Consider the following 15,092-nt stretch of genomic DNA (forward strand, 5'->3'; position numbering starts at 1 on the left):
TAAGATGAGTCATCCCTAGGATAAGATGAGTCATCCCTAGGAATTTAATTCCTCTAAAGAGCCGTTCGAGACTAGGACGTTGATAGGCATGGTGTGTAAGCGTTGTGAGGCGTTGAGCTAACATGTACTAATGACTCGAGAGGCTTAACCATACAACCCAGATGGGTTTTACAAAGAAGCCTTAGACAGAATATCGACACTTGATAAAGTTAAAGACTCAACAGAAAATCAGCTTTCCGAATTATTATTAACGTGRKCCAGMGATGGACACGGTAATAAACAGAATTTGCTTGGTGACAATAGCCTTGTGGAACCACCTGATCCCATCCCGAACTCAGAAGTGAAACGCAAACGCGCCGATGGTAGTGTGGGGTCTCCCCATGTGAGAGTAGGTCATCGCCAAGCGCCTAATTTAGGTTAACGTGTAGACGTTAAGCTAAAGGAGCGGTAGTTCAGTTGGTTAGAATACCGGCCTGTCACGCCGGGGGTCGCGGGTTCGAGTCCCGTCCGCTCCGCCAACATTAAGAGATAAGCCTCATCGAAAGATGAGGCTTTTTTCGTTATGGCGTTGTGGATATTTCGTGTCAGTGACGTACATGCTTCGGGCTCGAAGCACATGGTTATCCTCATACTCGGGCATCATGTAGATGAAATCCTTACCAGAATATGAAGCTTTCGCTTCAATGTTAAAAATCAAAACCTACTTTTTTGCCGATCTTTATTCCACTTTATCGATATTGTTTCTTTCACGTTCTGAAAAGCTCCTGTGCGCGACTTGGCAGTATTGACCTGTGACACTGATCTCGGACAAATTAAACGGTATAATGCCTTATGTCTTTCATGAGTAAAGAAAATGAATTGTCGTCTTGGGTGTGGTGCTTGCTGTATTGCGCCTTCAATAAGCAGCAGTATTCCGGGTATGCCAAAGGGTAAGGCAGCGGGTGAACGTTGTGTGCAATTGAGCGATGCCAATTTATGTTTGATTTTCGGCTCGCCTGATCGTCCTGCGGTTTGTAGTGATTTCGATGCATCTGAAGATGTGTGTGGTCATTCGAACGAAGAGGCGCTTTGGTTGATTACCCAACTCGAATCTCAGACCTCTCATTAAGTTTATCGCTGACAGGTGAAATATGCAGTTAACTCGTTATACCGATTTTGGCGTTCGTACCCTGATGTATTTAGCGGTTCAGCCAGATAGAACAACTTTATTTAGGATTGCTGAAATTACGCAGGTATTTGATCTGTCACCAAATCATGTCTCTAAGATAGTGCATCATTTAGGCAAGATGGGTTACCTTGAAACCATCCGCGGTAAGATGGGCGGTTTCCGTTTGGGTAAGCCTGCGAGTGAGATTAACCTAGGCCAGTTAGTTCGAGTGTTAGAAAATTCACTCGCCCCGATTGATTGCAGCAAACCTTACTGCCGATTTACACCAGCATGTAAGCTTAAAGGCGTGTTAGCCCAGGCTGTTGAAGCTTATTTGAATGTGCTGGATCAATATACTTTGCTGGATATTGTGAGTAACCGTGATGAGTTAGTCGCCTTGCTGCCAGACTTTTCTATTTCAGTACTGCAACTGGATTAGTACCACTTTTAAGTGCAATACCGATGGGGAGCAAACTCGATGCTGGCACTAGATCAATCCCCTCGGTTTTAAGTCTGTGTAGGTTAGCCTCTAAGAAGCGCATAGTTTCTGGATAAGGATGGGCAATCGCCACCAAGCTACCTTGGGTATGTGCCTGACTTATCATTAAGTTAAATTGTCTCTCGAGTGCATTGGCACTAGTATCATTGTCTAGAAACAGTTGGCGTTTTAGTAAAGGAATGCCTAGCTTATCTGCGTTATCTCCTGCCTTAGTGAATCGTGTTGTCATACTATCGACAAAATACAGCTGCTTTTGTTTGAGTGTTTCCATGACCCAGAGCATGGGATCGTCCAGTTGAGTTAATAGACTCCCCATGTGGTTATTGGCACCTTTGGCAAAGGGAACACTGTTAATCGCATCAATAACACTGGTGCGAATTTGTGCCTCAGTCATCGTATTGGTTAACCCCCCCAGCCCTAACGTCTTACCATTAAGCGCCTGCATGGGAAGATGTAGCATAATTTCGTGGCCTTTTTGGTGTCCTGCGTTAGCGAGTTCTTTGCCAAGTGGGGTATGAGGTAATACAGAGAGTGTTACTGTACTGGGCAGTGCCAGCACGGCTTTATCTGTATGACGATAACCTATGTCATCAATAATGAGTGCAAGCTGGGCAGCATAGCTTTGAGAAATGCTTAGGGCCAATAGGGCCAAGGAATAAAGTAAGCGCACAATTTCTTCTTATTCGTCATGGTGCTGTATCCATGCAATGGCAGAGGTCACTTGATGATCTTGGGCCAGTGATGCATGGGCTGATAGGACGTCGATTATAGCTAAATTACCAACGCCGGAACCAGTTTCGGCGGCAATTTTTATGTCGGGGATGATCCCAATGTTGTGAATGTTTTCACCTCTAGGAGTATTGTACTGGGCAATTGTGAGTTTAATCGCGTTACCATCTTCTAAAATTGGGATCAGGCTTTGTACTGTACCTTTGCCAAAGCTGGTCTCACCTAAGAGTTTGGCACGACCATTTTCTTGTAATGCGGCGGCGAGAACTTCGGATGCAGAGGCCGAGCCTTTGTTGATTAACACTAGCATAGGCACGTTAGTCAGCATGGTTTGCGGTGAGGCATAGTAGTCAGAGTTGGCGTCGAAGAAGCGGCCAGAGGTCGAGACTATGCGTCCTTTGGCGAGAAATAGATCCGCAATTTTAACCGCTTGGTCGAGTAGGCCGCCGGGATTATTACGTAGGTCTAAGATAAGTCCTGTGAGCGGTTTGTTTTGCCATTGGCTGAGCGAGCGCACCATATCTTCGTTAGAGTTTTCTTGGAAGTTGCTTAATCTGACATAGCCAATATTGCCATCAAGCAGTTGAGTGCTGACCGACTCTATAGTGATATTGCTTGGCTTGAGTGACACTTTAAAGGTGGCATCGTCATTACTGTGTTTTAGCTCTAAGTTAATACTCTGATTATTGAGACTATGTCTTTTTATTTCAGTAAGGATATCGGCTAGATTCGTTTCAGTCGCTAGGGTGTCGTTAAGTTTAATAATAATATCGCCCGCACGTATTCCCGCTTGCTCTGCGGGAGAATGGGCAAAGGGGGCTATGATGCTAATGTGGTCTTTTTTGGCCGCGACTTCGAAACCGAAACCAAAATACTCGCCGCGATTAGAATCTTTAAGATCGAGTAATTCTTGATGATTCAGGAAGCTGGAATAGGGGTCGAGATGTTCAAAAATGCCTTTGATGGCGGCCTGCACTAGCTCTTCTTTGGGAACGGTTTTGATATAGTAAGTTTCAACCGTTTCAAGTACATCTTGTAGTAATGGATAGTCAAAGTTGTCGCGGTAGGATTTAGCATTCTCTTGGCTGGAGAGGCTGATGGATAGGCCTAAAGTGAGACCTAATCCAACGCAACTGATATAGCGGATCATGTATTTCATAACGGTCCCCTGTGATAAGGGGACCGTTATGATTAGCGACAGTATTTCGCTGGATCGACGGCTTGCCCTTTGTGCCTTATTTCAAAGTATAGGCCAGGCTCGCTCTGTCCACCTGAACGTCCGACTAAAGCAATCGCTTCACCGCTTTTTACCATCTCACCTGGGCTTTTTAGTAGGGTTTGAGCGTGACCGTAAAGACTCATATAACCTTTCCCGTGATCGATGACCATGACAAGACCAAAACCGCGTAACCAGTCGGCATAAATGACTTTACCACCTGAAACAGCTCGAATATTTTGCCCTTCTGGTGCAGACAACATAGTGCCTTTCCACACTACTTGACCGGAACGTTGGCTACCAAAGCTTGCACTCACACGACCTTTTGTCGGCCATTTAAGTTTGCCACTTTGTTTACCAAAGCCTTCCATCGAGGGGTTATCTTTCATGGCCCGCAGCGCTTGTTCAACGACACGCTTTAAGCTGGCCTCTTCAATTTGCAACTGTTCGAGCTCTGCACCCTTAGAATTTAAGGTGCGTTGCAGCTCTTTGATGGTCAGTTGACGCTGATCTTGCTCTTGGCTCAAACGTTTAGCTTGTACTTGTTGTTCGGCCACGAGTTTCGTTAATTGCTTTTGCTTACTCGTTTGCGACACCTTGATCTCATCTAGCTCGGTCAAGGTTTGCTTTAATTCGTTGATCGACTTCATCCGCGCTTTATTGAGGTATTGGTAATAAGCCAACATACGCTCGATAGTGGCGGGACTTTGCTGATTAAGCATCATCTTAGTGTAATCGTGATTACCAGCAAGATAGGCGCTCGACAGCTGTTTCGACAGTGTTTGTTGTTGAGTCACTTTAAGCGTTTCTAACTCATCTTGACGTTGTTTTAGCTCGGCAAGTTTAGTGTCGATTTGCGCTAAGCTATTTTTGGTGCTGTTGACTTTTTTGGCAGCTGACGCAATCGCTTCTTCATCGCTACGCAGCAATGACAGCAGTTTTTCTCTTTGTTTACTGGTGGTTTTTAATGCGCTTTGTTGTTGATTTATTTGCGTTTGGATTGATTTTAACTCGGACTTACGCTTCTCCAAATCAGAAGCGTGTGCCGAGAAAGATAACATCATAAAGCCAGCAATAATGCTGGCTTTAACAAGGAGTCGAGTGCTCACTAGGTAACGGTTACTCTTTTATGTGGATTAAGGGTTTGCCCGTCATCTCAGCTGGAATGGCTTCGCCGATCAAGGTCAAGATGGTAGGTGCAACATCGCTGAGTTTACCACCTTCATCTATGGTCGCATCGCGTCCAACAAAGACGAAAGGCACGAGTTCACTGGTGTGGGCCGTGTGAGCCTGACCTGTGGTTTCGTCGGTCATTTGCTCGGCATTGCCGTGGTCGGCGGTAATAATACATTCTCCGCCCACTTTCGCCAGCGCATCAACCACACGGCCGATACAAGCGTCGACAGCTTCACAAGCTTTAACGGCGGCATCGAAATTACCCGTGTGGCCAACCATGTCACCATTGGGGTAGTTACAGATGATCACGTCGTACTTAGTTGATTCAATTGCTGCGACTAACTTGTCAGTCAGCTCAGCTGAACTCATCTCAGGCTGTAGATCGTAGGTTGCCACTTTAGGCGAGTTGATTAGGATACGATCTTCACCTTCGAATGGCTCTTCTTTGCCGCCGTTGAAGAAGAAAGTCACATGGGCGTATTTCTCAGTTTCAGAGATACGCAGCTGAGTACGACCTTGTTTCTGCAGCACTTCACCTAAGGTATTCACTAAGTTTTCAGATGGATAAGCGATAGGTGCTGTGATGTCGCCAGCATACTCAGTCAAAGTGACGAAGTGCATTTTAGGCATTACAGCGCGTTCGAAACCATCGAAGTCTGGGTGAATAAAGCTACGGGTGATTTGACGGGCGCGGTCAGCACGGAAGTTCATAAAAATCAGGGCATCGCCGTCTTTTAAGGTCGCAACTTGACCGTTGGCATCTGTGATCGCAGATGAAGAGACGAATTCGTCGTTTTCGTTACGTTCGTAAGCCGCTTCTAATGCTGTAACGGCATTGTCGTATTGAAATTTTGACTTGCCTTGGGTGATTAAATCGTAGGCTTGCGACACGCGATCCCAACGATTATCCCTGTCCATAGCAAAGTAACGACCAATAATCGATGCGATACGGCCATGGCCTAATGTAGTAAACAGATCATCAAAATGGCTCAAGCTACCCTTAGCGCTGCGCGGTGGCGTATCGCGGCCGTCGAGGAAAGCGTGCAGATAAACCTGAGTTGCACCGCGCGCAACGGCCATACGGCACATAGCTTCGATATGCTCTTCATGGCTGTGGACGCCGCCGGGGGAAAGCAAGCCCATAATGTGCACAGCTCCGCCAGCTTTGATGGCTGAGTCTACCGCATCACATAGCGCAGGATTTTTTTCAAACTCATGATCTGCAATGGCTTTACTGATACGAGTGAGTTCTTGATAAACCACACGGCCAGAGCCTAAGTTAATATGGCCAACTTCAGAATTTCCCATCTGGCCATCAGGTAAGCCAACATCTAAGCCAGAACCTGAAATCAAACTATGGGGATATTGAGCGTTGAGACGGTCGAGTACCGGAGTCTTGGCGTGGAAAATCGCATTATTATGCGTGTTTTCACGGTAGCCCCAGCCATCGAGGATCAACAACGCGAGCGGACGTTTAGCTGTCGTCATAGTGATACCTTTAAGTTTTATAGAAGCGATAGAAATCTGAAATTGGTCAAATATTACTACGTTAGCGGGGTATGAAAAAGCGCTTTACCCCGATTAAGGTCATCGAATCACTAATTCGCCCGATTCTGTGAGTGGCTTGTGACAAGTACAGAGTCAATTGCACTAAAAGTGCGATCTCGAACTGTGACTAAACTGCTGCATTCTGCCAAGGCAATCGGTATACTCTGTGCCCTTATCGAATTTTCGCCATTTATGCGGGCAATCATCATGCAAGAATATATCGAATTTTTTAAAGCTCACTCAATGCTCAGTCTGGCTTGGGTGGGATTATTTGTTGTGCTTGTCGCGAGTATCATCAAATCGAGCATGTCAAAAATCAAAAGTATTTCTCATCAAGAATTAACGATTATGGTGAATAGACAGGATGCTAAAGTGGTTGATGTGCGCTCGAATGACGAGTTCCGCAAGGGCCATATTGTTGATGCACTTAACGTTACGCTCGCCGATATTAAAAATAATCAGATATCAGCCCTTGAAAAGTATAAAGCCAGTCCCATTATATTGGTATGCAATGCTGGCATGACCTCGTCTCAAGCCGCTCAGCTTTTGAGTAAGCAAGGTTTTGAAAACCTGTACAACTTGAAAGGTGGTATGGGTGAATGGCAGGCAGCAAATATGCCTGTTTCAAAAAGCAAAAGATAAGTTGTCGGCGGCAGTTATGATTTAAGCTGCACTCCATCCACAGGATAGTGCAGTAATAAAGTCATCATTGTTTGGCATACTGATCCTACGGTCGCTAAGGGCTTAATGTAAGTTTTTAGACTGGTTCGATCGATACCCGAATATGGGTACAAGTTGGGATGATACCGAGATCTGATATAGGCCTTGAGTAACATAAGCCCCGAGCCAATTTACGTTCAAATAGTAATTGGCTTTCAAATAATAATTGGCTTTCAACGAAAAGCCGATACAACATTGATAGGATAGGTAGGAAATTATGGCTGAAGTAGCAAACAACGAACAACAAGCCCCACAATTCAACATCCAACGTGTTTACACTAAAGATGTGTCTTTCGAAACGCCTAACAGCCCAGCGGTATTCCAAAAAGAATGGAACCCAGAAGTTAAGTTAGATTTAGACACGCGCAGCGCTAAATTAGCTGACGATGTGTATGAAGTTGTCCTGTCTTTAACTGTGACTGCACAAAACGGTGGCGATACCGCTTTCCTATGTGAAGTACAACAAGCCGGTATCTTCTCTATCACTGGTCTGACTGAGCCACAATTGGCCCATTCATTAGGTGCATACTGCCCTAACATCCTATTCCCATATGCTCGCGAAACCGTGGGCAGCTTAGTTGGTCGTGGTACTTTCCCACAACTGAACTTAGCACCTGTTAACTTCGACGCGCTGTTTGCCCAATACGTGCAACAACGCCAAGCTGCTGCGACTGCACCAGCTGCCGAAGAAGCTAACGCTTAATTACATGAAAAACTCTGCCGATATCACGGTATTAGGGGCGGGCTCTTATGGCTCCGCCCTTGCCATTTCTTTAGCCAGCAACGGTCATAAGACCTTGTTATGGGGACACGATCCTGTCCACATGCAAACGCTTGCTCAAGACAAGTGCAACCAAGCTTTTTTGCCTGGTATTGCGTTTCCTGATTGTTTACAGATCGAAGCCGATTTAGCCAAAGCCTTAGCCGCCAGCAACAATGTGTTAGTGGTCGTGCCAAGCCATGTGTTTGGTACTGTGCTTGAGCAAGCTAAACCGTTACTCCGTAGCGATGCGCGCATCGTATGGGCAACGAAAGGGCTCGAACCTGAAACCGGACGTTTGCTGCAAGATGTGGCCCGTGATGTGTTAGGTGAGCAATATCCGCTGGCGGTGTTATCTGGGCCGACCTTTGCGAAAGAATTAGCCATGGGTTTACCTACGGCCATTTCGGTCGCGGGCACTTGTCCTACGTTCACTAACGATCTCGTTGAGCTGTTACACAGCCCTAAACGTTTGCGGGTTTACGCCAACGACGATTTTACTGGACTGCAACTGGGCGGCGCGGTAAAGAACGTGATCGCGATTGGCGCGGGCATGTCCGACGGTATCGGCTTTGGTGCCAATGCCAGAACAGCCTTGATTACCCGTGGTTTAGTCGAATTGACGCGTTTAGGCGAAGCCTTAGGTGCCAATGCGGCGACCTTTATGGGAATGGCGGGGTTAGGCGACTTAGTGTTGACCTGTACCGACAACCAATCCCGTAACCGTCGTTTCGGTTTAGCCTTAGGTAAAGGCTGTGATGTGATGACAGCACAGGCTGAAATTGGCCAAGTGGTTGAAGGTTATCGCAATACCAAAGAAGTGTTTACGCTTGCGAAACGCCTTGGGGTTGAAATGCCAATCACTGAGCAGATTTACCAAGTCTTGTATCAAGGCAAAGCGCCGGTCGATGCTGCTAAAGAGCTGCTCAGCAGAGAAAAGAAATCAGAAACGCCTACGCAATAAACCGCGAGCCGTGATGATGCTGTAATGCCGAATAAAGGAAAGGGTGCTAAAATAGCGCCCTTTTTTGTGTCTAGCGTTTGAGCTTATCTTTGCTCCGTTTAGCTGTTGCATGACTTGCTTGCTAAAGGTTCGCGAGTCAGCAAACTGCCCGTTGGCAGCCAATACCAATCAATTTATCTGTGTGGAGTAAGAGCGTGAAACATCATGATGTCATTATTATCGGAGCCGGCGCCGCGGGATTGATGTGTGCAGCGACCGCGGGTTACCGAGGCCGTGATGTACTCGTACTCGACAATGCCAAGCAAGCAGGGCGTAAAATCCTCATCAGCGGCGGCGGGCGTTGTAACTTTACCAACCTTAAAGTCGAGCCCGCTAACTTCCTCTGTGGCAATCCTCACTTTGTTAAATCGGCACTCGCGCGTTATCCGTCGCAGCAGTTTATTGAAATGGTCGAGCGTCACGGCATTGAATACCATGAACGCGATCACGGCCAACTGTTTTGCAATGACTCGGCCAAAGAGATAGTCACTATGCTATTGACCGAGTGTGAATGGGCGGGCGTGACGATTAAGCTGCGCACCGATATTCTGGCCGTTAAAAAGACTGAAGCAGGGCGCTTTGAGCTCAATACTTCTAACGGTGAACTGAGCTGCGATTCACTGGTTATTGCCACGGGCGGCTTATCCATGCCTAAACTAGGCGCCACGCCTTACGGTTATCAACTGGCCGAGCAGTTTGGTCTCAAAGTATTACCCACTCACGCAGGTCTGGTGCCGTTTACATGGCACAGTGAAGATAAAATTCGTTTCGAACCTTTGTCGGGTATAGCGGTTCCGAGCCGCATTACCGCCAAAGATGGCACTGCATTTAGCGAAGCGCTGCTATTCACTCACCGTGGCTTATCTGGCCCCGCAATTTTGCAGATTTCCAACTATTGGAAAGCGGGCGAAACCATAGAAATCGATCTCTTGCCGAATATGGATTTGGCGCAATTGCTTGAGCAGCAGCTCACTGCGCATCCAAAACAAAGCCTGCGCAATACACTTAGCCAATGGTTACCTAAACGGCTGGTGGAAGTACTATTCGATGAAGCCCTGTTGAATAAAGCCTTAAATCAGCTAATTCACGCCGAGCGCGCAAAACTGGTGGATGATCTCCACCGCTGGACAGTATTGATGAATGGCACCGAAGGCTACCGCACCGCCGAAGTGACCTTAGGCGGCGTTGATAGTAATGAGCTGTCTTCCAAAACCATGGAAGCCAGCAAAGTCGCCGGACTCTACTTTATCGGTGAAGTCATGGACGTAAGTGGTTGGTTAGGCGGGTTTAATTTCCAATGGGCCTGGGCATCTGGCGTGGCTGCAGGACAAGCGGTTTAGTTGTTGTTTTGGAACAATAAAGTTTGTACACTGTTGAAAAAGTTTGTACACAAATGCAATTCTGAATAATAAAGTTCGTACACTAAGCTATAATATAGTCTGTCGAATTGGGTAGAGTATATGTTGTGGCTGGACGAAGAAAACTTGAAAATCTCGCTGATTTCAAGCGGGCTTTAAAACAAAAATATGGCTTAGGTGAAGGCACCAATTACACTCCTTGGATAAGAGTTCAGGATGTTAAGTCTCATGGGCACAGCGGTAAGATTGACGGAATAAAATCGGGCCGAATTCACCATACCTTATCTGAGCAAGAGACATGTTTTTTCTATTTAGCTGAGTTTTCCGATTCAGTTACCGATATTCGGGAACAGTTTCCTCTGCTTCCTCTCACTCTTTCATTAAAAATATCTAAGTTACTTGACGTTGAGCACCCCAAGCATCCAATAACCAAAGATCCTATTATTATGACTGCGGATTTCCTTTTAACCTGTAGTGATGGAAAGCGGATTTGGTATGAAGCTGTGTCTGTAAAGCCTAGTGAAAAGCTTTCAGATAAGAGGACGGCAGAAAAGCTGGATATTGAAAGAGTTTGGTGGGAGTTATTAGGCGTCCCATTTCACGTATTTTGCCTGTCAGAACTGAATCAAATTAAGTCAAAGAATATTCAGTGGATTACTGATCCTCAACGTAAGAAGTTCTCATCACCTTCGAACAAAGTTAGAGAAGAAGCCAAGCGTTTGTTGACGGTGGGTACAATGCAATTAAGTGATGTTTGCGACACGTTTTCTCATCAAATCGGTATATCAAATGACGAAGCATTGATTTTGTTAAAGTATTTGATAGCTGACAAAGAAGTGATTGTAGATTTGGCGCGACCCATAGTTCTATCTGGGATGATAGAAATTGTTCAAGTTAAGATGGATGGGAAATCACAGCAATATGCAAGTTGAATTAAATAGCGTTTGGCGAGTTCATAACTTGGATGGTCTTGGGAATGGCCTTTACAGGGTTTTGCAACTGTATACAAAGGAACATATCGTTATTTTGTTTCCTTTGCTCGAATCAAAGGCTTTGCAACGACCACTTAAGCTTGATTTTGACTTTTTTAACGAGGCGATTAAAACGGGTAATTCCGAATTAACCCCATATGAGCTTCCATATTATCAATTACAGTCAGAAGACGATATTTCAGAGAGTTATCTTGTAAAAAGAGATGAAAAATATCGACTTATTATGGGCTTAGTATCTAATCCCAATTTTTTGCTAAATTTGGTTGAGCAACCTCGTAGCAAAGCTATTTCGATACACGCGAAAGCCCACAACACATATGTGCAGAATATCTATCGAGCACTAAATCTTTATTGGAAATATGGTCAAGAACGAAATGCACTCTTACCGAGCTATAAGAACTCTGGGGGTAGAGGTAAATCAAGAGTAGCTGGCGTAACAAAGCGTGGCTCTCCAATACAACTCTCCAGTCCAAGTATTGAAGCGCCTGAAGGTGTGAATACCTCTGAGCAGGATAAGACTTTGTTTATTAAGGCGATGAAGGAGTTTGGGCTCAAAGGTGAAAAAGTAAAGTTCAGTAGTGTGTATGACAAAATGCTTAAGGAATACAAACAATATGCAGAGGAGCTAATTGCTGCTGAATCTGAGTCACGTGAAGCTTTAGTACCTAATTATCGAGCATTTGTTTATTGGGCTAAAAAACTAGTTCCAGCACAAATACTAATACGTAAACAAACAAATCAGGGTGACTTTGACCGCAATAAGCGAGGCTTAAAAGGTTCTGCTACTGATCATACAGAAGTTCCTGGCAGTTGCTTTGAACTGGATTCAACGGTTTTAGATGTACATATCGTTTCGGATTTTCAGAGAAATCATGTATTGGGGAGACCAACCGTTTATTGTGTGGTTGATAAAGAAAGTCGCATGATTGTCGGGCTGCATGTCTCCATGGAATACGCTTCTTGGAGGGCTGGTCGGCAGGCTTTAATCAACAGCTTTACCTCTAAGAAAGAGTATTGCGCAGAATTTGGCATTGAAATAGAAGAAGCTGATTGGCCTTGTTATCATATACCTCAACGATTGCTTTGTGATCGAGGTGAGTTTATTTGTCAGGATGCCGAAAATCTCGCTGTGCCATTGATTGGCCACTTGAGTATTGCTCCACCATACAGGGCGGAATTGAAAGGTATAGTAGAACAACGTTTCAATATCCTGAACGAGAAGCTAGTTCATGAGCTGTTAGGGACGACGAAAGGGCGGCATTATATCAGAGGAGATAGAGATCCAAGGTTAGATGCTACTTTTACGCTCAGAGAAATAACCAAGCTCCTTATTGATGAAGTTTTAGAGCACAACAGTTCAATTTTTAAAGATTTAGCCAAGCAAAGTACATTACTTATTGAGTCAGGACTTTCTCCAACCCCTATAAACTATTGGAATCTACATGTTAAAGCGCAGCGTCATGCTTTAAGTCGTGCTGACGAGGCTCATATTCGTTCTCGCCTATTGCCTACAGTAAGAGTGACCATGACAGGCAAAGGAATTCGGCTGAACGATCAAATGTATTATGAGTCAGATCATGCTGATTTTGATACGTGGAAAGTAATCGCGAGAAATAATGGTTCATGGCAACTAGATGCTTTAGTTGATCATGATAATTCAAGTTTCATATTTGTCAGGCTCGAGGAAGTAAGTAGCTTTACCCGATGTTACCTGATGAAGGAGTCGGTTAATTTTGCTCATAGGCATCAAGCAGACATCCTGTATTTTGAAGACTGGATTAAGTTGGAAAAAAACAAAGCTAAGCCAACAGCGAAATCGATAGAGCGTCACCAGAGAAGAAATCAGGTTATCGAAACTGCAAAACAAGAAGCGGCATTGGCTCCATCGCTGAGTTCAAAATCTGAGAGAACAAAGGGCATGAAAGCAAGGAGAAGGGAAGCTATTCTTGCACAGAGGGTTGAGGAAAGAGAATTCCAACTTCATCAAGCTAAGCCTTATATCGAATCAGATATGCCCAGTGAACATCTTGATGACAAGAAGAAAAAAGTAATTTCAATCCTCAAGCGAAAAAGAGCCAACGATAATGAGATGTGAAGATGCCATTTATCATGAAGCGATATTACCCGAGCATCGTGGTAATCCTTTGATTGAAGCTTTGCCACCTAAGGTTGAGGATGATGAGTTAGTTATTAAGCTGAGTAATTATCCTGAGAGGCTCGTTGAGGAAACAACGTTAGAGGCAATTGAAAGGTTGGATTATCTCACCCGATTAAAGGCATTAAGGCAGCCACTACCTCTCTATTTTGATGTATTCAGGGCCATCGAAATGGCAATCAAAGAGGGATATTCAGCAAAAAATCCTTTATCTCCCACAACAATGAACTATTTACATTATTCTTCGGATAATCGACCTGATGTTGAACCCAGAACAGGCTTTTTTAAACCTAAAGGCAGTGGAATAACAATCATTGGTGAAAGCGGAGTAGGTAAAACCTGCATGCTTGAACAGGTACTAAACTGTTTTCCTGACGTCATAAAACACCGCTATTACCAGAATAAAATGTTAGCAATGCCGCAAGTTGTATGGATAAAAGTCGATTGTCCAGATGATTCGAGTGTTAAAGGACTTTGCCATCGTATATTAGAGCAAATCGATCAAAAATTAGGACACCCTCCAACAAAACCTGCTGGAACGATAGCTCTTTTACTTCAACAAATTGAAGCGAAAATGAAGTCAAATTTCCTTGGAATTTTGGCTATTGATGAAATGCAAAACCTAAACCTTGCTAAAGCAGGCGGTGCCGATCGACTTTTAGGCTTTTTGCATAACTTAGTTAACAATTTAGGTATTCCGATACTTTTCTGTGCAAATCCTCCGTTCGATGAACTTATCAGCAAGAGTTTTAAATCAGCGCGACGAGCGGAAAGTAGTGGCTATTTCGATGTAGAACTAATGAAGAATGATGATGAGTGGGAATTGTTTGTGGATGAACTTTGGTATTTACAGTGGACGAATGTTGAAACGCCGTTGACCCCAAGTTTGAACAATAAACTTTACTCACTGTCTGCTGGCAATATGGATTTGGCTGTTCGAATTTATTATTCAGCTCAAAAGGCCATTATTGGTTCGTCAGACGAGAGGATTACTGAAGAGGTTCTTGATCTTGGAGCAAGTAGTGCTATACGGGCAACGAAAAAGCTAACAGAAGAAATGAGAAAGAAAAACGCGATTTCTCTTCTAAAAAGAGATCGAAAATATGGTAATTCTGAGCCGAGCATCCATCGGAATGATAATGTTTCATCTAAAGAAGTCATCAACACAAAATCTAAAATTATAACAATACTTGGAGACTTAACTCGTCCTCACCATCCAGAGTTTGCGGATGCATTAACTAAAATTGGCCTTGCTGAAGATTTGATTGATAGGGTGTTGGACACAAGTCTTATTCAGCGAGTATCAGAGGAAGCCAATCCACTCAAAACATTAAAACAGGCAGGGATTTTATGTGATGACCCTCTGGAAGTGTTTAAGTAAATCGTAGGCGGAGACTTATGGACCTGCCAAAGGCCTTTCCAGATGAACTCTTTCTAGGACGATTAATACGCTACCTTCTTTTGGCGGGAGAGTCGGAGCGTTCTTTTAGTTTTCGAGTGTTTGGTTCGAGTCGTGTTTCTATACATCCCTTTTTAACCGCTGGCGTCTCTAGAATTGCTGAGTGTAGTGGCACACTGAATTTGGCCACCTAATAAGAAATGTTATGATCTCATTCATAGCGAATTTAGGTGACAAAATGAATAAAAGTAAACGTGCACGATATAGCGCAGCGATTAAGCTCGAAACTGCCCAATTAGTCATTGACCAGGGCTATACACAAGAAGCGGCAGCCAAAGCCATGAACGTAGGTAAATCAACGGTCAGTAAGTGGGTAACGCAGCTTCAGGT

The 15,092-nt window shown here is 44.5% G+C and carries 14 protein-coding genes, 1 tRNA gene and 2 rRNA genes; 13 read left to right on the plus strand and 4 right to left on the minus strand.

Features of this window, described 5'->3' with window-relative positions:
- The 5 genes from L5M40_RS22280 to L5M40_RS22300 form a co-directional block, all read left to right on the plus strand.
- Window positions 1–152 (plus strand): 23S ribosomal RNA (locus L5M40_RS22280); the annotation flags it as partial.
- A 137-nt stretch (window positions 153–289) separates the two neighbouring features.
- Window positions 290–405: ribosomal RNA gene (gene rrf, locus L5M40_RS22285) — 5S ribosomal RNA — on the plus strand.
- 36 nt (window positions 406–441) lie between these two features.
- Window positions 442–518, plus strand: a tRNA-Asp gene (locus L5M40_RS22290).
- A gap of 335 nt (window positions 519–853) precedes the next feature.
- Window positions 854–1,108 (plus strand): YkgJ family cysteine cluster protein, encoded by a 255-nt coding sequence (locus L5M40_RS22295; RefSeq protein WP_173242460.1) that lies wholly within the window; start codon window positions 854–856, stop codon window positions 1,106–1,108.
- Between the two features lie 22 nt (window positions 1,109–1,130).
- On the plus strand, window positions 1,131–1,586 hold the full coding sequence (locus tag L5M40_RS22300; protein ID WP_105250838.1) for an Rrf2 family transcriptional regulator: 456 nt from the start codon (window positions 1,131–1,133) through the stop codon (window positions 1,584–1,586).
- Here L5M40_RS22300 and L5M40_RS22305 read toward each other — a convergent pair.
- From L5M40_RS22305 to gpmM, 4 genes are read right to left on the minus strand one after another with little or no spacing between them, the layout of a single operon-like run.
- On the minus strand, window positions 1,561–2,316 hold the full coding sequence (locus L5M40_RS22305; RefSeq protein WP_105250839.1) for a divergent polysaccharide deacetylase family protein: 756 nt from the start codon (window positions 2,314–2,316) through the stop codon (window positions 1,561–1,563). The genes L5M40_RS22300 and L5M40_RS22305 overlap by 26 nt on opposite strands.
- A gap of 9 nt (window positions 2,317–2,325) precedes the next feature.
- Entirely contained in the window at window positions 2,326–3,534 is a 1,209-nt protein-coding gene (locus tag L5M40_RS22310) for a S41 family peptidase (protein ID WP_263177626.1), read from the minus strand.
- Between the two features lie 32 nt (window positions 3,535–3,566).
- Window positions 3,567–4,700, minus strand: coding sequence for a murein hydrolase activator EnvC family protein (locus tag L5M40_RS22315; RefSeq protein ID WP_113941204.1), 1,134 nt, complete (start codon window positions 4,698–4,700; stop codon window positions 3,567–3,569).
- Window positions 4,701–4,710: 10 nt separating this feature from the next.
- Window positions 4,711–6,255 carry a 2,3-bisphosphoglycerate-independent phosphoglycerate mutase gene (gene gpmM, locus L5M40_RS22320; RefSeq protein WP_263257261.1) on the minus strand — a complete coding sequence of 515 codons (1,545 nt, stop codon included), beginning with the start codon at window positions 6,253–6,255 and terminating at the stop codon, window positions 4,711–4,713.
- 267 nt (window positions 6,256–6,522) lie between these two features.
- Here gpmM and L5M40_RS22325 point away from each other — a divergent pair, with 267 nt between their 5' ends.
- From L5M40_RS22325 to L5M40_RS22360, 8 genes are all read left to right on the plus strand, one after another.
- Window positions 6,523–6,957 carry a rhodanese-like domain-containing protein gene (locus L5M40_RS22325; RefSeq protein ID WP_105253030.1) on the plus strand — a complete coding sequence of 145 codons (435 nt, stop codon included), beginning with the start codon at window positions 6,523–6,525 and terminating at the stop codon, window positions 6,955–6,957.
- Window positions 6,958–7,252: 295 nt separating this feature from the next.
- A complete protein-coding gene (gene secB, locus L5M40_RS22330) occupies window positions 7,253–7,738 on the plus strand; it encodes a protein-export chaperone SecB (protein ID WP_006083777.1) in 486 nt (161 codons plus the stop codon).
- A 4-nt stretch (window positions 7,739–7,742) separates the two neighbouring features.
- Window positions 7,743–8,759: an NAD(P)H-dependent glycerol-3-phosphate dehydrogenase gene (gpsA, locus tag L5M40_RS22335; protein ID WP_105250843.1), complete on the plus strand. Its 1,017-nt coding sequence runs from the start codon at window positions 7,743–7,745 to the stop codon at window positions 8,757–8,759.
- A 194-nt stretch (window positions 8,760–8,953) separates the two neighbouring features.
- Window positions 8,954–10,138, plus strand: a complete 1,185-nt coding sequence (locus tag L5M40_RS22340; protein WP_263177624.1) for an NAD(P)/FAD-dependent oxidoreductase — start codon at window positions 8,954–8,956, stop codon at window positions 10,136–10,138.
- A 125-nt stretch (window positions 10,139–10,263) separates the two neighbouring features.
- A complete protein-coding gene (locus L5M40_RS22345; RefSeq protein WP_263257263.1) occupies window positions 10,264–11,088 on the plus strand; it encodes a TnsA endonuclease N-terminal domain-containing protein in 825 nt (274 codons plus the stop codon).
- Window positions 11,078–13,243 carry a transposase gene (locus L5M40_RS22350; protein WP_263257264.1) on the plus strand — a complete coding sequence of 722 codons (2,166 nt, stop codon included), beginning with the start codon at window positions 11,078–11,080 and terminating at the stop codon, window positions 13,241–13,243. Before L5M40_RS22345 ends, L5M40_RS22350 begins: the two co-directional genes overlap by 11 nt.
- Entirely contained in the window at window positions 13,233–14,684 is a 1,452-nt protein-coding gene (locus tag L5M40_RS22355) for an ATP-binding protein (protein ID WP_263257266.1), read from the plus strand. The genes L5M40_RS22350 and L5M40_RS22355 overlap by 11 nt, the downstream gene beginning before the upstream one ends.
- A gap of 256 nt (window positions 14,685–14,940) precedes the next feature.
- Window positions 14,941–15,092: transposase (locus tag L5M40_RS22360; RefSeq protein ID WP_263257268.1), on the plus strand; the 152-nt coding region annotated here is incomplete at its 3' end.

This window comes from Shewanella sp. SM68, from assembly GCF_025653925.1.
Classification (GTDB): domain Bacteria; phylum Pseudomonadota; class Gammaproteobacteria; order Enterobacterales; family Shewanellaceae; genus Shewanella; species Shewanella oncorhynchi.